A 20171-nucleotide genomic window follows, 5' to 3' on the forward strand; every position below is an offset into this window, starting at 1 on the left:
TTCAGTCGATAAAGATCAGTTTCCCTTTGTACAGGATTTCGACGGAAACAGAATCGGGCCTGTTGTAGCTCAACACATCCCCGGTACCCCGTATCACGCCGCTCAGTTCTGTTTGGGGATTGACCAGCATATCATTGCTGCCCCTGTGGTTGAGAGCCACCTCCCGTGCCGTGAGTTCTTCGGCCTCTATCCTGGAATCTCCCGCCGCGATGGTCGCATTAAATCGCTCTGCATTCCCCCGGAGCCGGAAGTAAGCGATGCCGTTAGCGACTATGCTCACCTGCTGCACGTCCAATTCCAGGTCGAAGGAACCATCCGTCGTCTCTGTCTCGGGGTTGTTAAAACTTTCAGAGATCAGGGCGAGATTTGTGAAGTCCAGCACTCCCTCACTGCTAACAGGCCAACCTGTACTGCTGCGTACCTCATCTATTTCAGGAGCGGTCACAAACACCCTGGTGATTCCATATTCCCTGAAAAGATTACAGTTGTTCTCATTCCTGAGAACAAGCCTGTCGCCTTCCACCCGGGCAGTAACCTCCTTACGCAGGAACTCCCCTGTTTCTATGATCACCTTTTGCTCGGGTCCTGAAGAAAGGACCAGTTGTATCCCTTCAAAAACGGTGATCTTGCGAAAAGAAGGTAGCGCGACCTCCTCCCTGATGATATCTCCCGCATTCTGAAAGCAATCGGGTACGTTCTCCCCGTTGCATCCCAGGAGCAAGAAGCCCAAAAAGGCAGTGATCAGTCTGTATCCTTTACTTTTCATTCTTATTTTCTATAGTCTGATGCCGATTCCCAATTCGAGGGCTTCGGCTTTTGCTGCGTGCGATTTCAGGCTCAAAGCCGCAAACCATCGCTCGCCGAAATAGCGTTTTACCCCTACCCTGTTATATACCCGTCCCTCGAAATCAAACGGGTAATACACGTAATATCCCAGTTGTGTGATGACACTGATCTTGTGGATAAACAATTCGTGACCCACAAACAAACCGACCCTTTTGAAATCCGTATCCGGATCCACATTCAGTTCAGGGAAGGAAACCGACTGGAAGCGTATCAGATCTTTCAGGAAGTTGGAGAAGAACACATCTACCCCTGCCTGTAATGCACTGAGCCTCCCCAGCCTCTTATCCGCATAGGCCGAAAAGATATAAAATGGGAACTGACCCGAATTGATCACATCGCTCTCATTGATCCCGCTCCGGAAAACGAGGTTTGCCTTGATCCCTTCATCAATTTCTGTACGCTCAACTTCCATAAAAGGAGTGTTTCTGTCCCCTTCCAGATCGTATATCACTCCAGCGTTGAAAACAAAGGTGTTTGTGGAGGTGTTGGGCGCTTTTACGTTGGCATTGGAATAGTGGATCAAAGAGATTCCTGCCTTCACTCCTACATTCCTGAAGAGATCGGGTTTTTGATAATTGAACATCAGGTAAGTGGAACTCATCAGGTGAGTCCCATAAGCGTTATTCCTGAAATTCTCTTCCTTGTCATAGGGATTAGAGTTATACGCCATCCCCTGTCCTATCCGGAACTGCAGGTTTCGCTTTAAGAGATAAAAGTTGTAGTGCAGGTAGACGCCCAGGTTGGTCCCCAGGGTGGGGTTTCTCATATCCTGAAAGACGAGAGAAATACCGGTGTCCGGGTAATTGAAATTCTCCTCCCATCCTTCCCTTCCAAAGGTCTGTTTGCTCAATCCCAGGATCACTCCTGAAGGATGCTGCCTTATCAGATGTGAGATGTCTGTATTGTGCAAAAGTACAGAGCCGTAGAACGCAGATGCGTCCAGGGTCCACAGATCCGGTGTGTCAGTTTCCTGTGAGGTCGCTCCTCCCCAGCACAGCAGTAGGTAAATAATAAAGATCCAGGTCCTCATTCAGGGGTAAAAATAGGAATTATTCGGGTGGATTACTTTTCGGACGAGTATGTGTTTGTTCAGAATACAGCCCTGGCGATCTCACGTATATTGTCGCTCTTGCCCATGGAATAATAATGCAACACAGGAACCCCGGCCTCCTTGAGCTCTTTGGACTGGGCAATTGCCCATTCAATACCTACCTGCCGTACTGCCTTGTTATCCCGACACTGTTCCACGGCATCGATCAGGTCCTGGGGCAGGTCGATCCGAAAGACCTGCGGAAGGAGCTGGAGGTGGCGCTTCACCGCAATGGGTTTGATCCCGGGAATGATAGGTACGTCGATCCCGATTTCACGGGCTGCTTTTACAAAATCGAAGAACTTTTGATTGTCGAAGAACATCTGGGTAACGATGTAATGGGCCCCGAGTTCGACTTTCCTCTTCAGCCATTTCAGGTCGGTTTGCATGGATGGCGCTTCCATATGCTTTTCAGGATACCCTGCCACCCCGATGCAGAAGTCGGAGCAATTATCGGTCTCTATGACCTCGTGAAGGTACTGTCCGGTATTGAGGTTGCGAATCTGGGTGACCAGGTCAGAGGCATAGGTATGTCCTCCCGCTGTGGGTTCAAAATACTTTTCTTCCTTCATGGCATCACCCCTGAGGGCCATCACGTTGTCTATCCCCAGATAATGACAGTCTACCAGAAGGTACTCGGTCTCTTCTTTTGTAAACCCTCCGCATAGTACATGGGGAATGGTATCCACCTCATACTTGTGCTTGATGGAAGCACAGATCCCCACCGTTCCCGGTCGCATACGGGTGAGTTTCTTGTCAAGCAGTCCATCCCGGTCGATATACACGTACTCTTCCCTGGAGGTGGTCACATCCACGAAGGGCGGATTGAATTCCATCAGGGGATCTATATTGTCGTACAACTCCTGTATACTCCTGCCTTTAATGGGCGGAATGATCTCAAAAGAAAACAAGGTTTCCCCTTTTGCTTGTGCTATGTGTTCCGTTACTTTCATTCTCTAGTATTTATGCTTCGGCCAGGTTGGGAGACAGCCATTTCCTGGCCTCGTCCAGCGGAATACCCTTTCGTTCTGCGTAATCTTCTAACTGCTCCTCAGTGATCTTCCCCAGTCCGAAGTACCTGGCATCTGGGTGGGCAAAATAATATCCGCTTACACTCGCGGCAGGGTACATGGCTAGGTTCTCGGTGAGTTTCACACCAATCGACTCTTCCACATCAAGGATATCCCAAATCGTCTTTTTTTCGAGGTGATCCGGACAGGCAGGGTAGCCGGGGGCCGGCCTGATACCCCGATAATCCTCTCTGATGAGTTGGTCATTGTTAAGGTTCTCTCCCTTTGCGTACGCCCAGTATTTCGTCCTCACCTCCCTGTGCAGGTACTCCGCAAAGGCTTCCGCAAGTCGGTCTGCCAGGGCCTTTACCATGATCGCATGATAGTCATCCAGGTCTGCTTCGTACTTCTTAACCCATTGGTCAGTACCAAATCCGGCCGTCACGCAAAAACATCCTACGTAGTCCTGGATCCCGGTCGATTTGGGAGCGATAAAATCGGAGAGGGCCAGGTGAGGGACACCTTCCTTCTTTTTGGCCTGCTGTCTCAGCGTTCTAAACAAGACAGAGCCCCTGTCATCACCCAACACTACCTCAATATCGTCCGAATCCACAGAATTGGCAGGATAAAGCCCAAAGACCGCCCTGGCCTTGAGTCCTCCCTCCTTCGTTAGCCTGTCCAGCATTTTATTAGCATCATCAAAGAGACTTTGCGCCTGTTCCCCAACGATCTCATCTTCCAGGATATCGGGATACCTGCCATGCAGATCCCAAGCCCGGAAAAAGGGCGTCCAGTCTATACAAGACCTGAGTAAGGCAATGTCCATCTCATCAATCACCTGCCTTCCCGGAATGGCCGGGACCGTGATTTGAGTCGCCTCCCATGATATTTTGAAGTTATTCGCCCTCGCTTCGGAGAGACTGACGTACTCTTTCTTTCTCACCCTTCCCAGGAACTTTTCCCGGAAAGAGGCGTAATCTTCCTTTACCTCCTGAATATAGGCCTCACCCCTCTCTTTCTGGAGCAGGTCTCCTACCACGGTCACCGCGCGGGAAGCGTCATTGACATGCACCACCGCAGCCTTGTATTCAGGATCTATCTTTACAGCTGTATGTGCCTTGCTGGTAGTGGCCCCGCCAATAAGGAGGGGAACCCTGAACTGCTGGCGTTCCATCTCCTTGGCCAGAAAGACCATCTCATCCAGAGAAGGAGTGATGAGTCCGCTTAACCCTACCACATCCACTTGGTGTTCCCTGGCTTTCTGTATGATCTTCTCCGGGGGGACCATAACTCCCAGGTCTACGATCTCATAATTGTTACAGGCCAGAACCACACTGACTATATTTTTCCCGATATCATGTACATCACCTTTCACTGTAGCCATCAGGATCTTACCGGCCATTCCCCTGCCGGAAGCTTCCTGTGATGCTTCGATATACGGAGTGAGATAGGCCACCGCTTTTTTCATGACGCGTGCCGATTTCACCACCTGGGGAAGGAACATCTTTCCGCTGCCGAAGAGGTCCCCAACCACATTCATCCCATTCATCAAATACCCTTCTATGACTTCGATGGGTTTTGAGGCCTCCAGTCTCGCTTCCTCCACATCGGCCTCTATGTATTCCTCTATACCCTTGACCAGCGCACGGGTGATTCGGTCCTGCAAGGATTGTTGCCGCCAACTGAGGTCTTTTTGGTTTTGCCTCGACTTGCCCACCACTTTTTCCGCAAAATCGAGCAACCTTTCCGTGGCGTCTTCCCTTCGGTTCAGAATCACATCCTCCACGTATTCCAGAAGGTCTTTGGGGATATCGTCATATACCTCAAGCAAAGTTGGGTTCACGATCCCCATATTCATCCCGGCTTTGATAGCGTGAAATAAAAAGACAGAATGCATGGCCTCGCGGACGGTGTTGTTCCCCCGGAAACTGAAGGAAATATTACTGACACCACCACTCACGCTGGCGTGAGGGAGGTTCTGACGAACCCATCGGGTAGCTTCAATAAAGTCGACCGCATTCCTCCTATGCTCTTCCATCCCTGTGGCAACGGGAAAGACATTCAGGTCGAAGATGATATCCTCAGGAGGGAATCCCACCTCTTGCACCAAAATATCATAGGACCTTTTGGCGATCTCGATACGGCGGTCGTAATTGTCGGCCTGTCCTTTTTCATCGAACGCCATGATGATTACAGCAGCCCCGTAGCGCCGGATCAACCGGGCTTGCCGGATGAATTCGGCTTCCCCCTCTTTCAGGCTGATGGAATTCACCACGCATTTCCCCTGCACTACCTGGAGACCAGCTTCAAGAATTTCCCATTTGGAGCTGTCGATCATGATGGGCACCCTGGCGATGTCAGGTTCGGCCATAAGGAGATTGAGGTATTTCACCATGGCCTCCTTCCCGTCTATCAGGCCGTCATCCATATTTACGTCTATGATCTGGGCTCCACCTTCCACCTGGTGTCTGGCTATCTCAACGGCCTCTTCAAACTTTCCCTCTTTGATTAGTCTTAAAAACTTTCGGGATCCGGCTACATTGGTGCGTTCCCCAATATTGACGAAGTTGCTCTCCGGGGTGACCACGAGGGGTTCAAGACCGGCGAGCTTCATAGGCCGGAAATCTGAGGTCGCCCTGCTTCCCCTCAGGGAGTTGTGATCCGTGGTATGTAAAGAGCTGTTTTTCACGCCGTGACCAAACATTTTCTGGGTTCAAATTTTTTGACCAGTTCGGCAATGGCCAGGATGTGTTCCGGAGTCGAGCCGCAACATCCACCTACGATATTGACCAGCCCTTTTTCCAGGTATTCCCTTATTTGGGAAGCCATCTCGTCCGGACTCTGGTCGTATTCCCCAAAGGCATTGGGCAAGCCGGCATTGGGGTGGGCAGAGACCGCAAATTCTGTATTAGAGGAAAGGACCTGTAAATGGGGTACCAATTGCTTTGCTCCCAGGGCGCAATTGAAGCCTACTGAAAGGAAGGGTATGTGTGATACTGAGATGAGAAAGGACTCTGCCGTCTGGCCGGACAAGGTCCTGCCGGAAGCATCCGTGATCGTTCCACTGATCATAACAGGTATATTGATACCCTTTTCTTCTTTAAGTTCCTCTATGGCAAACAGGGCCGCTTTGGCATTCAGGGTGTCAAACACGGTCTCTACAAGGAGGATATCGACTCCTCCCTCGACCAGGGCAGAGGCCTGCTCGTGGTAGGCCTTTCTCAGGGTCTCGAAGGAGATGGCTCGATAGCCCGGGTCGTTAACGTCGGGAGACATGCTCGCCGTCTTGTTGGTGGGACCGATGCTGCCCGCGACAAAACGGGGTTTTTCAGGTTCTCTGGCTGTAAATTCATCAGCTACGGCTCTCGCGATCCTGGCCGATTGCAGGTTTATTTCGTATACATACTTCTCCAGGTGGTAATCGGCCATGGCTACAGAAGTAGCAGAAAACGTATTGGTCTCTACGATATCGGCACCTGCTTTAAAATAGGCACTGTGGATCTCACGGATGGCCTCTGGCTGGGTCAGTGAGAGGATGTCGTTGTTTCCCTGCAGGGGATGAGGCCAGTTTTGAAACCTGTCTCCCCGGAAATCATTTTCCGTGAACTTATAGCGCTGCAACATGGTACCCATGGCACCGTCCAGCACCAATATTCTCTCCTGAATGATATCTTGAATTCTGGTCTTACTCATACAATAAATTATACACCTCTGGTGAGGGATAAACTGAAAAAAGATCAAGAGAAGAGATATGGGAAGAACCATGGGTTGTTATCTGTCCCGAATAACCGGGATAGAATGTAGCACCTTCTTTAGTGAATAAAGGGTTGCTAAGGTTTCAACGGGTCTACTCCCTCCACCTTTCTTGATAACGGTATCAGTGTGATAATGAACTGGGACAAAGTAAAGCCACTCAGGGTTCATTTACAAGGAAATCAACCATTTTTTAGTCCTCTTCAACCAAGGGTTTGGTGAGTTCGTTCATCCTGGTCACTTTGTCTTCAAAGGAGCCTTTTAGCTTTCTTCTGTAGCTGTTGAGGTTTTGTACCAGCAAACTGATATCCTCCGGAAGGATTGATTCAAACAACTGTCGAAGCCTTTTTGCTGTGGTCGGAGATTTGCCATTTGTGGAAATAGCGATCTTGACATGGCCTTTGGTGACAATGCCTCCCATATAAAAATCACAGAGAGATGGTGTGTCTGCCACATTGACCAGGATCCGTCTTTTTCTGCAATCTTCAAAGACCTGCCGGTTGACCTCGGGATCATCGGTAGCCGCGATCACCAGGTGGTTTCCCTGAAGATGATCGCAATGGTAAAGCTCTTGCCGGAGAGTGATCCGGTGTCCTGAACTTGCTTCCAAGGTGCCTTCCCTGAAATAAGGAGCGATGAGGGTTACCCGGGCAGCAGGGCTTGATTTCAGTAAAAAATGTAGTTTTTCCTCCGCCACAAATCCCCCTCCCACGATCAGAATACGCAGTTGTTCCGTCTTTAAAAATATGGGGTACAGGTTATTTCGCTCCATCAGACGAATTCTTTTAATGCTGCTTCGTATCGAACCCTGTTCAATTCACTTCTTGAACTGACCACTTCGCCCAATACAATGATAGCAGGGTTGCTCAGTTTTTCCTTTTCCACGACATCGAGAATGGTATTCACTGTTCCCACTCCGATCCTTTCATTATCCAGGGTACCATGCTGGATGATGGCTACGGGCAGATTTGATCTGCCCTCCTTTTCGAAGATCTGTACTATCTCAGGTAGCTTAGACATGCCCATAAGGACCACCACTGTGGCCGATGAACGAGCTGCAAGGGTGATATCGCGACAGAGTTTATGCTCCCTGGTCGTACCTGTGATCACCCAAAAACTTCTGGAAACCCCACGTTTTGTCACAGGGATATTTGCTACTGCAGGTACGGCGATACAGGAGGAAATTCCTGGAATCACCTCAACATCAATTCCGTATTTTGAAGCGTATTCCAATTCTTCTGACCCCCTCCCAAAAACAAAGGGATCACCCCCCTTGAGTCTGACGACATGCCCGTGGGAATAGGCCCGACTGACAATTAATTCATTGATCTGGTCCTGTTGATAGGCATAACATCCCTTTCTCTTACCTACGAAGATATGCTCGGCTTCCGGTGCATATTGCAATAAATCGGGATGAACCAGGGCATCGTAGAGCACTACCTCCGCACTTCTCAGTGCGCTCAGACCTTTTAGGGTGATGAGCTCCGGATCCCCTGGTCCGGCTCCTACAAGTGTCAATTTTGCCTGATTATGCATGATGGAGTTCCTTTTTTCTGTACTCTTTTGCCTTGTTCAGGAATTCCCCGGCTTCTACCCAGTAGGTGCGAGCAAAATGTGATCCCGGCGATTCGCTCTTTATTTTTAACACGAACTCCTCGAAGGACCCGGGCCAGCTGAGCTTACCGGATGTGATAAAATTGGAGTCAAATTCCCGGATAATATTGATATGGGTATTGGTATTCACATCTTCAGCTGTGAGCAGGGCCTTGGCGGTATTGACCAGAGCGCTATAAGAATAATAAATACTTGCCGCCCATTTTGCCTCCTTCAGAGCGATTCTTGCCTGTTCCAGTTTCTCTTCGCTTTCGAGGAACAGGGTGGAAACCAGGTCGATGATCACCCCGGCACACTCCCCGATCCCGATCGCCTTCTCATATCGTTCGGTAGTTCCCCAATCCACAAAATCACTGTCCTCGAGATGATCGGTATCCAGCAGAGGTTTTAGAAGGTCGTAGAAGTATTTCTGCCCTTTCTCGGCATAATACAAATGATAAGGTCTGTTCTGTCCATTCTCCAGGTAATCGTCCAGGACCAGCCTCAGGGCTTGCGGTCCCCTTTTGCTGGGAACCTTGCACACCTTGTCTGCGAAGACCCCGTGTCCGTTGCCCAGATTTCCTCCGCCCAGTAATACCTGTAAGGCAGGTGCCACCCTTTTGTCTGCTGTACGGATAGACATTCCCTGAAAACCGATATGGGCCATGCTGTGCTGCCCGCAGGCGTTCATACATCCGCTGATCTTGATGACGACATCTGTATTATTTACGAAATCCGGATATTCATTTTTTATGACGCGTTCCAGTTCCGAGGCTATTCCTGTACTGCTGGCGATCCCCAGGTTGCAGGTATCCGTTCCCGGACAGGCAGTGATGTCTGCAGCCGAATTGTATCCGGGCTCACCCAGTCCGAGAAGGTTCAGTTCCCGGTAAAAGAACGGTAGTGAACTCTCAGGAACATGGGGGATCAGGATATTCTGTCTCAGGGTAAGCCTGAATTCTCCCTGGGCGTAATCGTCTACCAGTTTTGCGAGTGACCTGGCCTGGTGGGTATAGAAATCACCCAGGAAGACTTTGATCCCTAGGGCCACAAGACCCTGCTGTTTTTGCCGGATCACATTGGTCCTTTTCCAGGTCTCAAATTTTATCGGATCGTTTACGCTAACATCAGGTGCCTTTTTCCTGTTAACTCCATTGAGTGTCTTGTCTTGTGGATCGATGGGGAAAGACGTAAAAGGAACAGCCCCTGCTTCCTGCTCCAGCAGTTCCCTGAATGTATCCAAACCAAGGTCTTTCAGCAGGAATTTCATCCTCGCCCTGCCCCTGACCTTGCGCTCTCCGTGCCGGTCGAATACCCTGAGGACAGCCTCCATCAGAGGGATGATCCTGTCTGTCTCAAGAAATTCGTAAAGCACGTCGGCCTGTCTGGGCTGTGATCCGAGTCCGCCCCCTATCATCACCTTAAATCCATTAATCCCCGAGGATCGTTTTGCAATAAAACCGAGGTCATGCATATAGGAAAGACCGGTATCCCTCTCAGATGAAGAGAAGGATACCTTGAATTTCCGACCTAATTCCTGCCCAACCGGATTCCTGAGAAAATACTCAAAAAGTGCCTGGGCATAAGGTGAGACATCAAACGGTTCCTCAGGGTCTATTCCGGCCAGCTCACTGGCAGTAACGTTTCGCACGGTATTCCCACATGCTTCCCGTAAAGTCACCTTATCTTTTTCGAGTTCCGCCCAGAGTTCCGGCGTTCTGTCCAGGTCTACATAATGGATCTGTATATCCTGGCGGGTCGTTATATGAAGCCTTCCGGTAGAGTATTTATCTGCCACATCAGAAATCCTGAGCAATTGGGTAGCGCTCAATTTACCATAAGGAATCTTGATCCTCACCATTTGCACCCCGGGTTGACGCTGACCGTAGACGCCCCTGGCAAGCCGGAGGCTCCTGAATTTCTCCTCCTGGATCTCGCCTTCCCTGAAAGCCCTGATCTTGGCCTCCAGTTCGAGGATGTCTTTCTCTACGACAGGATTCTCTATTTCCGTCCTAAAACTTCTCATTTCGTATGTCTAATGGGTTAATGGAAATACGCCCCTGTAACCTGATTATAATCTCATTACAGATGCAGACCGCATTCGCGGTGTTGTAGCACCTTGGTAGGATCGTAGTAATCTCGTTCGTTATTAAGGTTATACTGCTTGAGGTAGGCCGTCAATTGCGTATCGTTGAAATGGTAAAACGGACTTACTTTGAGGATACCTTCCTTGCTCAGACTCAGGATATCCAGGGTATCCCGGTAAGCGGTCTGACCTTTCCGGATGTTGGTAAACCACACATCGGGTTGATGTTCCTCAATGGCCCGTTTAAAGGGTTCAAGCTTCACCTGCCAGGTGAATTCCTTATGCCTCGGATCATCAATGTCCGGTATGCCCATGATCACATCCCTCCGGGCTCTGGTCTGTCTTGGAACGTAGATCTTCATATTGAGTTCGAGGGAATTGATAACTTCCTCCGCGTGTTCATAGGTAGCCTTAGTATTGTACCCGGTATCACACCAGATCACAGGAACATCCCGCTTGATCTCAGTGACCGCATGGAGGATAGATGAAGAAAAAGGACCAAAATTTGTTGTAACAACCGGCCTTCTCGCATAGTCCAGCGCCCAGCCAATGATCTCTGAAGTCGGTATTCCCCTGAATTGTGCGTTGAGGTGTTTAAGGTGTTGATCAGTAAATTTCATAGTCCCAGAATCTATAATATTATAATTCCTATCGTTTTAGTGGTATTTGCCAAAAATAAAATTTAATTTCTAACAACAACGCTAATTATCGAAATATAATCTAATTACCCTATAGATTTAATAGATATTCAAATTTTGTATAGGATCACAAAGGATTTTATAAAAAAAAGCGGTGAAAATTGTCAATGATTACCCGGTCAAAAGATCGGACAGAAAGGTATTGCGATATACATCAAGGTTGCTGTCCCTGACTTTTAGCATCAGTCTGTGAACAGAACAGGACTGTTCATCAGGGCAGTCATCGCATTTCTCATAGAAATTCAGGCTGACACAGGAAACCATCGCAATCGGGCCCTCCAATACTCTCATAACTGTGGTCATGGGTATTTCCGATGGGTCTTTTATGAGATAATACCCTCCTCCTTTGCCTTTTTTGGATCCCAGGAAACCGGTAGATCGCAGGCTGAGCAGGATATTCTCCAGAAACTTCTGGGAGATGTTCTCATGCTTCGCGATCTCTGCGATGGAGATCGGTTCTTTGGTATTTTGCCCGGCGAGATAGGTCAGAGCCTTTAAACCGTACTTGGTCTTTTTGGAAAGCATAGTGCTAAGATAGGGAAAAGCGACTTACGCTCTTCAGGTGGTAATCCTATCGAGCGACTGGGCAATGTCGGCAATGATATCATCTACGTGTTCAAGTCCCACAGAGATGCGTACCATTCCCGGACTTATCCCGCTTTCCTGCCGCTCCTCTTCCGTCAGCTTACTATGGGTAGTAGATGCCGGATGCGTCACAATACTCCTCGAGTCGCCCAGGTTGGCAGAAAGTGACAGCATTTTAATCCCGTCAAAAAAGGAACGGCCTGCATCCAGGCCTCCCTTTACTTCAAAGGCCACCACACATCCACCCGCCTTCATCTGTTTTTTGGCCAGATCAAATTGGGGATGCGATGCCAAGAAGGGGTATTTCACCCAATTCACTTTCTTATGTCCTTCCAGGAAATGTGCGACAGCCAGGGCGTTGCTGCAGTGTCTCTCTACCCTCAGGGCAAGGGTTTCTAGGCTTTTTGAGAGGATCCAGGCATTAAAGGGAGACAATGCCGGGCCCGTGACGCGTGAAAACCGGTAGATCCTGTCTACCAGGTCTGCCCTGCCAACCGTAATACCGGCCAGGACACGCCCCTGCCCATCCATCAGTTTTGTTCCCGAATGGATCACGAGATCAGCGCCCAGACTGATAGGCTGCTGCAGATAAGGAGAGGCAAAACAATTGTCTACCACAAAGATGAGCCCGTGTTTCTTTGCGATCTTTCCCAGCCTTTCCAGGTCGACCAGATCCACCCCCGGATTCGTGGGAGACTCTGCATAGAGTATCCTGGTCTTCGAGGTGATAAGTGATTCAACCTCATCGAGCTCGTCTATCTTAAAATAAGTGTGGGTGATCTGCCATCTGGGAAAGAATTGAGTAAACAGGGTGTGAGTGGACCCAAATATATTTCGCGCAGAAAGGACGTGATCTCCACTGTCGAGCAAGGCTGCAAAGGTCGAGAAAACGGCAGCCATTCCGGAGGCAAAGGCGCAACCGGCCTCAGCACCTTCCATCCTGCAAACCTTTTCTATAAATTCCGTGCTGTTGGGATTGGCATAGCGGGAATAAATATTTCTGTCCTTTTCTTCTGCAAAGGACGCCCTCATATCCTCGGCGTCCTCAAAGACAAAGCTGGAGGTGAGGTAAACCGGACTCGAATGTTCCAGGAATTGGGAACGATCGATCTGTGTCCTAATGGCATCCGTCTCGAATTCTTTCCTTTTATTCTTCATAGTCCCAATTTAGGTAAACCTCAGCTCTTTTCGGCAATCCTCAAAATATCTCCAAAGACACCCCTTGCAGTCACGGCTGCACCGGCACCGGCACCCTGAATAACGATAGGGTGTTCTCCATAAGATTCTGTGTAGATCTCGATAATGGAATCCGATCCCTTTACCTGCCCGAGGCTGCTTTCCCTGTCGACTGCGACCAGCTTTACCTCCAATATCCCTTTGTCGCGCTGCAGATCTCCATGCAGGTCCCCGACATATCGCAAGACCTTGCCTCGCTTCATTTCTTTTTTTCGTTCTTCCATCAGAGGATCGAGCTCCGGGATACGCTCCAAAAACTCTTCGCGGGTGAGCTCACCCATATTTTTCGGGATCAGGTTCTCGATCTTCACATCCGAGATCTCATTCTGCAGTTCCAGCTCCCGTGCGAGGATCAGCAACTTGCGTCCCACATCCATCCCGGACAGGTCTTCCCTCGGATCCGGTTCTGTATAACCCCGATCAACCGCTTCCTGCAACACTTCAGAGAACCGATGAGCGCCCTCTGAATAGGTGTTAAAGATATAGCTGAGGGAACCGGAAAAGATTCCCCGTATCCGGGTGATATTTTCGCCCGATAGATGAAGGAGCTTAATAGTATCGATCAGGGGAAGGCCCGCACCCACATTGGTCTCGTAGAGGTACTGTTTTTGGAATCGATACAGCTCCTCCCTGAGCAAGTGATAGTAATCATACCCCAGGGTGTTGGCGATCTTATTGGACGACACCAGGTCGAACCCGTTTTCAATAAAATCAAAATAATGGGCCACGAAATCCTCACTGGCCGTATTGTCTACAGCGATGAGGTTTTCCAAATGGTGTTCCTTTGCAAAATCGAAAACGTCCTTCAGGGTGTAGGGTTTTCCCTTCTCTTCTACAGCCTTTCTCCAGCCCTTTCCAATTCCTTTTTTATCCAGCAACAGCGTCCTGGAATTTCCCAGGGCGAACACCCGAAGCTGTATCCCCTTTCGCCTGTTTATGGAGGCACTGGCCCCGATCACCTGGTCTAGCAGGGCAGCACCGACATTCCCGTGTCCGAAAATGGCCAGGTTGATGTGTTTACTGATTCCGAAGATCTGACCGTGCATCACATTGAGTGCCTTATGCAGATCCTGTTTTTTGACCACGAGGCTGATATTCTTGCCTGTAACGGTGTTGTTGAAGAGGAGCGGTACGATCTGGTTCTTGATCAGGGCGTTGAACGGCTTGTGAAAAGTACTCAGGTCCTGGCCTATGATAGAGATTACCGAGACGTCTTTTACAATGGTAATGGTATTGATGTCCCTCGACTCAAAGTCGGATTCAAATTCCTCCTCCAGGGCGCGGCGTGCCGTCTCAGCCTTTTCGGCCCCGACCAGAAGGCCGATTCCACGCTCGGAAGATCCCTGGGATATGATACTCACACTGATGTTGTGCCGGCTCAGTGCCCTGAAGATCCTCGCATCGACACCTACCTTGCCAAGCAGCCCCCTTCCTTCCAGGTTGACCAAAGCCTCGTTGTCCAGTACGGAAAGAGAACGGATCCCTTCCCCGCTCGACTTAGCACTGATGAGGGTCCCCTCGTTCTCCGGATTAAAAGTATTGAGTATACGCAGGGGGATGTTTTTTTCCAGCAAGGGAATGATGGTCTTGGCATGAAGGATGGTAGCCCCGAAGTTGGCCAGTTCATTGGCCTCTTCATAGGAAAGTCGGTCTATTCGCTTTGCATCGGGCACCCACCCGGGATCTGCCGTATAGATCCCGTCTACGTGCGTATAATTCTGCAATTCTTCAGCATCCAGAAAATTAGCGAGGAGGGCAGCTGTATAATTACTGCCATTCCTGCCCAGGGTGGTCGTCTCTCCCTTCCGTGTGCCTCCTATGAAACCGGGTATGACCGGGGTCACCCCGCGCTCCAGGGTAGCGAAGAGATCGAGTAACCGGTCTCTGGATATATCTTCCAGGACGGTGGCATCCCCAAATTCATCATTGGTTACAAAGACCTTACGGGAATCTACCCATGTAGCTTTGATCCCTTTCCCGATGAGGAGTTTCGTGATAAGTTTTGTCGAAATAAGCTCCCCGATGGCCAAAACCTGGTCACGGATCCTGGGGCTGTAATCCCCCAGGAGAGAAACACCTTCGAGCAATTGAACGAGTTCCCTGAACTGTTCCGAAAGATCTACATTTTTAAAGCTGTGCCTCTGATAGGCTTCAAAGGCTTCAAATTCCTTTTTGTATTCCTTTCTTCCAGCGGCGAGTTCGAGAATATTCAGCAACTGGTCTGTAGCAGATTCCCTCGCTGAGACGACCACGGCTATCTTTTCGCCTTCATTGACCTTCGAGACCACTGTGTTCAGGACCCTTTCGATTCCTTCTCCATTGGCCAGGGATCTGCCCCCGAATTTCAGGACCTTATAACGCCTAAGCGCCCTCTCCTGGTCGAAGATCGGTTCTAAAAGATGGGCCATTTGTTCGTATTCCATCAGGAAGGCGTCATGGCCGTGCAGGGATTTGATTTCGCCGTAGGTAACATTGCTTCTGGCCTGGGCGATCTGTTTAAAGGTGTCCTTGTTCTCGCTGGCAGAAAAGAACAGGTCAGAATCAACCCCGATGATATGGATATGGGTGTCACTCTGCTGCAATCTTCTAAAGGCCTCTTCCCCTCCCCTGGTGATGTCAATGGTCTTGAGCAGCTGATTGGTCAGCTTGTAGGCCGATAGCTGAAATCTTTCCTGCAGTTTGCGGCCGTGGTGAATAAGCCAGCTCTCCACATTGAAGAGCTTGAGTTCTTCATTGGTACTTCTCTGGAACCGTTCCTTGAAGGACTCAGGGGTTCGGTAACAAAGCATGGCGTGCATACGCGCATCGTGAACCGGATTCTTGGAATTCACCAGGAACTGTTCCTGGATCTGGCAGTTGGCGATGAGCCAGTCGGTCGATTTCCAGTCCGAAGCCACAGGAATTAGATGGGTGGTGATCTCCGGATTGAGGGCAGCCATCTCCCAGGCAATCCCTCCGCCCAGTGAACCTCCGATGATGGCGTATAGTTTATTTATCCCCAATGAATCCAAACCCAGCAGGAATATCCTGGCGATATCCACAGCGACAAAATCCCGGTAATTTTCGATCAGGAATCCGTCGTAGCCATTGCCCGGAATGTTGAAGGACAGGACCGTATACATGTTTGTATCGATGCACTTCCCTTCACCGACCAGGTCCCTCCACCACCCGTCCGGACCGGCCACATTGGAATTCCCGGTGAGGGCATGGTTGACCAGGACCACCGGAGCTGAATGCAGAGGCTTGCCAAAGACCTGGTAAGACAAGAGAATATCCTGGGACTTACCACTGAGGGTGGTGAATCCCGGAATACTTATTTGTTCCAGACCCGGTACGACTTTTGATTTAGTACCGGGCTCCAGCACTTTGTCCTTTTCTTTTTTTTCGGCCATACGTTCCTTGTTATGCCAAAACCGACTTGTCTATGGCGGCAAAGGCCTGTTCGAGGTCTGAGGTGAGGTCTTTTAGATCTTCCAGTCCAACTGACAATCTGATCAGGTCTTTAGACACCCCGGTGGTCAGCTGTGCGTCGTCATCCAGCTGCTGGTGGGTAGTACTCGCCGGGTGGATGATCAGGGATTTGGTATCCCCTATGTTCGCCAGGAGAGAAAACACCTTAGCCTCATCCACTACTTTTTTGGCTGATTCAAACCCGCCTTTTACGCCGAAAGTCAGGATCCCGCTCTGACCTTTGGGCAGGTAGGCCTGGGCGAGAGCGTAGTATTGACTGCTCCTTAGCCCGGGATAATTCACCCAGCTCACTTCCTTTCGCGATGCCAGCCATTCGGCCAGGGCCAGCGCATTTTCGCTGTGTTTTTTGATGCGAACCTCCAGAGTTTCCAGTCCTTGCAGGATCTGGAAGGCGTTGAACGGACTCAGGCAGGCACCGTGGTCCCTGAGGCCTTCTATCCGTACCTTGGCGATAAAGGCAGCCGGTCCGAGCGCCTCGTGATATACCAGACCGTGATAACCGGGAGAGGGTTCCGTAAATTCCGGGAACTTACCATTTGCCCAGTCGAACGTACCCGCATCAATGATGGCACCTCCCAGGGCAGTTCCATTCCCGTTGATGTATTTGGTAAGAGAATGGATCACAATATTGGCCCCGTGTTCAATTGGGTTCAGCAAAGCAGGGGTAGCCACGGTATTGTCGACGATAAATGGAACCTTGGCTTTTTTGGCTTCACCGGAGATGGCTTTCAGATCCAGCACGTCCAGTTTGGGATTTCCCAGAGATTCCACAAATATCGCCCGGGTGTTCTCCTGTACCGCCCTGCCAAAGTTTTCCGGGTCTGACGGATCTACAAACGTAGTGGTGATGCCCAGCCTTGGCAGGGTCACACTTAACAGGTTGTAGGTGCCACCGTAAAGGCTGTTGGAAGCCACGATGTGGTCTCCTGCCTTCAGGAGTACCAGCAGGGTGGTATTGATGGCGGCTGTCCCGGAGGCGGTCACAACCGAAGCAATCCCACCTTCCAGTGAAGCGAGGCGCTGTTCTAAAATGTCATTGGTCGGGTTGTTGATCCTGGTATAGATATTCCCGAATTCGGCCAGGGAGAATAAATTGGCCGCATGGTCCGAATCGTCAAACACATAAGCTGTGCTTTGATAGATTGGAATGGCACGGGTCCCCCCGTGTACTTTGGTGTCGTGACCGGCGTGTAACGCCCGGGTCGAAAATTTCTGATCGCTCATGATTTTAGTTTTTTTATTTGTTGAACTTGAAATAAAAAAGCCAAACCACACATCTGCTTATAAAGCAGACGTCAAATCAAAAAAGTTATTAAGAAAGAGATATTACCAAGGGTAATGCATCAGTGTTATCTGCCCCGTTTCTTGTACGGGATAGAATGTAGCACCTTCTTTGCATGTGACACAAAGGGTTGCTAAGGCTTCAAAGGGTCTAGTCCCTCCACCTTTCTCGATAACTATTCAATAAGAGTTTGAACTTTGAATGGTCAAATATAGGAATGGATTCTTATAAAATCCTAATTATCCTACTAATTTTATATGTTAAATGCTTCCTGCACCAGCTCTACCATGTCGAGTTTTTCCCAGGTAAACAATTCCACTTCCCGCTTGATCCGTCCGTTATACGGCGATTCAAAGACCTTGGTAACTGTCCTGGGTTCCTTCCCCATATGGCCATATGCGGCGGTTTCCAGATAGATCGGATTTCTGAGCTTCAATCGCTCCTCAATAGCAAAAGGCCTGAAATCAAACAGGTCTGAGACGATCTTAGCGATCTCCCCGTCTTTCATGTCGACCTTAGCCGTGCCATAGGTATCAACAAATACCGAAGTGGGCTGAACCACCCCGATGGCATAGCTGATCTGTACCAGAATCTCATCGGCCACTCCTGCCGCGACCAGGTTTTTCGCTGCATGCCGTGCTGCGTATGCTGCACTGCGGTCTACCTTGCTAGGGTCCTTCCCGCTGAAGGCTCCCCCTCCATGGGCTCCCTTGCCCCCGTAGGTATCCACGACGATCTTTCTGCCGGTAAGGCCGGTATCCCCGTGAGGGCCTCCGATCACAAATTTCCCGGTAGGGTTGATGAAGTATTTGATGTCATCGGTAAAAAGAGCCTGAAGATTTTCCGGCAGTTTCTTTTTTACCCTGGGTATAAGGATCGCCAGGAGATCCTTTTTGATCTTCCCCAGCATTTTCATATCGTCCTCATCAAAGGGGTCGTGCTGAGTGGAGATCACGATGGTATCTATTCTGAGAGGAACATTGTCATCGGAGTATTCAATGGTGACCTGGGCCTTGGCATCGGGTCTGAGATAGGTGATGTCATCGTTTTCCCTTCTCAGAGCTGCCAGCTCCTGGAGGATCTTATGGGAGATATCCAGGGCCAGAGGCATATAGTTTTCGGTCTCTCGTGTAGCGTAGCCAAACATCATCCCCTGGTCTCCGGCCCCTTGCTCTTCCTTGGTCCCCCGGTCTACCCCCTGGTTGATATCCTTAGACTGTTCGTGGATCAGGGAGATTATCCCACAGGAATCCCCGCTGAACTGATAAGCCCCTTTGGTATACCCGATCTGGTTGATCACTTCCCGGGTGATCTGTTGCAGATCTACATAGGTGTGGCTCTTCACCTCTCCGGCCAGGACTACCTGACCCGTGGTGACCAGGGTTTCACAGGCTACCTTGCTCTCAGGGTCAAAGGCGAGGAAATTATCTAGCAGGGCATCACTGATCTGATCTGCGATCTTGTCCGGATGTCCTTCACTGACAGATTCTGAGGTAAACAAATAGGGCATAACCTTAATCTTCTTAAGCGAGATACGGATTCGAGTGATGCTGTAAGGAGTTTGAGATGCGGGGTTCCGCCGGAAACTGCTTTAGCATTTTTACAGAGGTTGCAATCAGTCAAATCCGTCCTCTTTTTCGGCCTCAAAAGTAGGGTAAATATCGATCTTCACAAAATATGAACCCTACTTTTAACCCTAAGTTATACTTCCGTTTCAATTCCCGGGAACGCAAAGTCAAAATCCAGGGATTAGACCGAAAAGATTTTCAAAGAAGCGGATATACTTTGTATATTGCTGTCCTTTCAAAAATCAAAATCCTAATACAAGGATCCTATGCACATTGCCGTTGCCGGAAACATCGGTGCAGGAAAAACAACCCTGACCGAACTGCTCGCTAAACACTATAAATGGGAGGCCCATTTTGAGGATGTCGTCGATAATCCTTACCTGGACGACTTCTATACCCAGATGGAGAGGTGGAGCTTTAACCTGCAGATCTATTTCCTCAACAGCAGGTACCGGCAGATCCTCAAGATCAGGGAAAGCGGCAAGAATGTGATACAGGACCGTACCATTTACGAAGATGCACATATCTTCGCTCCCAACCTGCACGCCATGGGACTGATGACCAACAGGGATTTTACCAACTACACCAGCCTGTTCGAACTCATGGAAAGTCTGGTGCAACCCCCGGACCTGTTGATCTACCTCAGGAGCTCCATCCCGAACCTGGTGAACCAGATCCACAAAAGAGGGCGGGAATACGAGAACAGTATCTCCATCGACTACCTCAGCCGACTAAATGAACGCTACGAAGCCTGGGTCCACGGGTATGAGAAGGGCAACCTTTTGATCGTGGATGTAGATCGACTCGACTTTGTCGATAACCCGGAACACCTGGGAGAAGTGATCAACCGGATCGACGCTGAGATCCATGGCCTTTTTTAGATCACCATCATCTAACAAAATAAAAAAACAAAGCCCCTGATCTCTCAGGGGCTTTATTCTTCTTGAAGAATA

At 49.6% G+C, this 20171-nt stretch carries 15 protein-coding genes and 2 riboswitches; of the genes, 1 reads left to right on the forward strand and 14 read right to left on the reverse strand.

Annotated elements, in window-relative coordinates:
• Window position 1: 1 nt before the first annotated feature.
• The 14 genes from IEV19_RS05365 to metK all read right to left on the reverse strand — a co-directional run bounded on the left by IEV19_RS05365 (window position 2) and on the right by metK (window position 19160).
• Window positions 2–766, reverse strand: a complete 765-nt coding sequence (locus IEV19_RS05365) for a head GIN domain-containing protein (protein WP_188369641.1) — start codon at window positions 764–766, stop codon at window positions 2–4.
• A 9-nt stretch (window positions 767–775) separates the two neighbouring features.
• Entirely contained in the window at window positions 776–1876 is a 1101-nt protein-coding gene (locus IEV19_RS05370; protein ID WP_188369642.1) for an acyloxyacyl hydrolase, read from the reverse strand.
• Window positions 1877–1935: 59 nt separating this feature from the next.
• Window positions 1936–2889, reverse strand: coding sequence for a methylenetetrahydrofolate reductase [NAD(P)H] (metF, locus tag IEV19_RS05375; RefSeq protein WP_188369643.1), 954 nt, complete (start codon window positions 2887–2889; stop codon window positions 1936–1938).
• Between the two features lie 10 nt (window positions 2890–2899).
• Complete coding sequence (metH, locus tag IEV19_RS05380; RefSeq protein ID WP_229732551.1) at window positions 2900–5560, reverse strand: methionine synthase; 2661 nt, start codon at window positions 5558–5560, stop codon at window positions 2900–2902.
• 71 nt (window positions 5561–5631) lie between these two features.
• Entirely contained in the window at window positions 5632–6639 is a 1008-nt protein-coding gene (locus IEV19_RS05385; RefSeq protein ID WP_188369645.1) for a homocysteine S-methyltransferase family protein, read from the reverse strand.
• A 75-nt stretch (window positions 6640–6714) separates the two neighbouring features.
• Window positions 6715–6821, reverse strand: a riboswitch (SAM riboswitch).
• Window positions 6822–6892: 71 nt separating this feature from the next.
• Window positions 6893–7471, reverse strand: coding sequence for a precorrin-2 dehydrogenase/sirohydrochlorin ferrochelatase family protein (locus tag IEV19_RS05390; protein WP_188369646.1), 579 nt, complete (start codon window positions 7469–7471; stop codon window positions 6893–6895).
• Window positions 7471–8235, reverse strand: coding sequence for a uroporphyrinogen-III C-methyltransferase (cobA, locus tag IEV19_RS05395; RefSeq protein ID WP_188369647.1), 765 nt, complete (start codon window positions 8233–8235; stop codon window positions 7471–7473). The genes IEV19_RS05390 and cobA overlap by 1 nt, the downstream gene beginning before the upstream one ends.
• A complete protein-coding gene (locus IEV19_RS05400) occupies window positions 8228–10318 on the reverse strand; it encodes a ferredoxin-like domain-containing protein (RefSeq protein WP_188369648.1) in 2091 nt (696 codons plus the stop codon). Before IEV19_RS05400 ends, cobA begins: the two co-directional genes overlap by 8 nt.
• Before the next feature lie 56 nt (window positions 10319–10374).
• Entirely contained in the window at window positions 10375–10998 is a 624-nt protein-coding gene (locus IEV19_RS05405; protein ID WP_188369649.1) for a phosphoadenosine phosphosulfate reductase domain-containing protein, read from the reverse strand.
• Window positions 10999–11187: 189 nt separating this feature from the next.
• Window positions 11188–11601, reverse strand: a complete 414-nt coding sequence (locus IEV19_RS05410; protein ID WP_188369650.1) for an RrF2 family transcriptional regulator — start codon at window positions 11599–11601, stop codon at window positions 11188–11190.
• Between the two features lie 33 nt (window positions 11602–11634).
• A complete protein-coding gene (locus IEV19_RS05415) occupies window positions 11635–12819 on the reverse strand; it encodes a trans-sulfuration enzyme family protein (RefSeq protein WP_188369651.1) in 1185 nt (394 codons plus the stop codon).
• A 20-nt stretch (window positions 12820–12839) separates the two neighbouring features.
• Window positions 12840–16289: a bifunctional aspartate kinase/homoserine dehydrogenase I gene (thrA, locus tag IEV19_RS05420; protein WP_188369652.1), complete on the reverse strand. Its 3450-nt coding sequence runs from the start codon at window positions 16287–16289 to the stop codon at window positions 12840–12842.
• A gap of 10 nt (window positions 16290–16299) precedes the next feature.
• The gene (locus IEV19_RS05425) at window positions 16300–17592 is read right to left on the reverse strand and encodes an O-acetylhomoserine aminocarboxypropyltransferase/cysteine synthase family protein (RefSeq protein ID WP_188369653.1); all 1293 of its coding nucleotides are present in this window, start codon (window positions 17590–17592) and stop codon (window positions 16300–16302) included.
• 122 nt (window positions 17593–17714) lie between these two features.
• Window positions 17715–17828, reverse strand: a riboswitch (SAM riboswitch).
• A gap of 75 nt (window positions 17829–17903) precedes the next feature.
• The gene (gene metK, locus IEV19_RS05430; RefSeq protein WP_188369654.1) at window positions 17904–19160 is read right to left on the reverse strand and encodes a methionine adenosyltransferase; all 1257 of its coding nucleotides are present in this window, start codon (window positions 19158–19160) and stop codon (window positions 17904–17906) included.
• A gap of 324 nt (window positions 19161–19484) precedes the next feature.
• Between metK and IEV19_RS05435 the strand changes: the two genes are divergently transcribed.
• Window positions 19485–20099 carry a deoxynucleoside kinase gene (locus IEV19_RS05435; protein WP_188369655.1) on the forward strand — a complete coding sequence of 205 codons (615 nt, stop codon included), beginning with the start codon at window positions 19485–19487 and terminating at the stop codon, window positions 20097–20099.
• Window positions 20100–20171: the final 72 nt, after the last annotated feature.

Origin of the sequence: Muriicola marianensis (assembly GCF_014638095.1) — a bacterium.
Lineage (GTDB): Bacteria > Bacteroidota > Bacteroidia > Flavobacteriales > Flavobacteriaceae > Muriicola > Muriicola marianensis.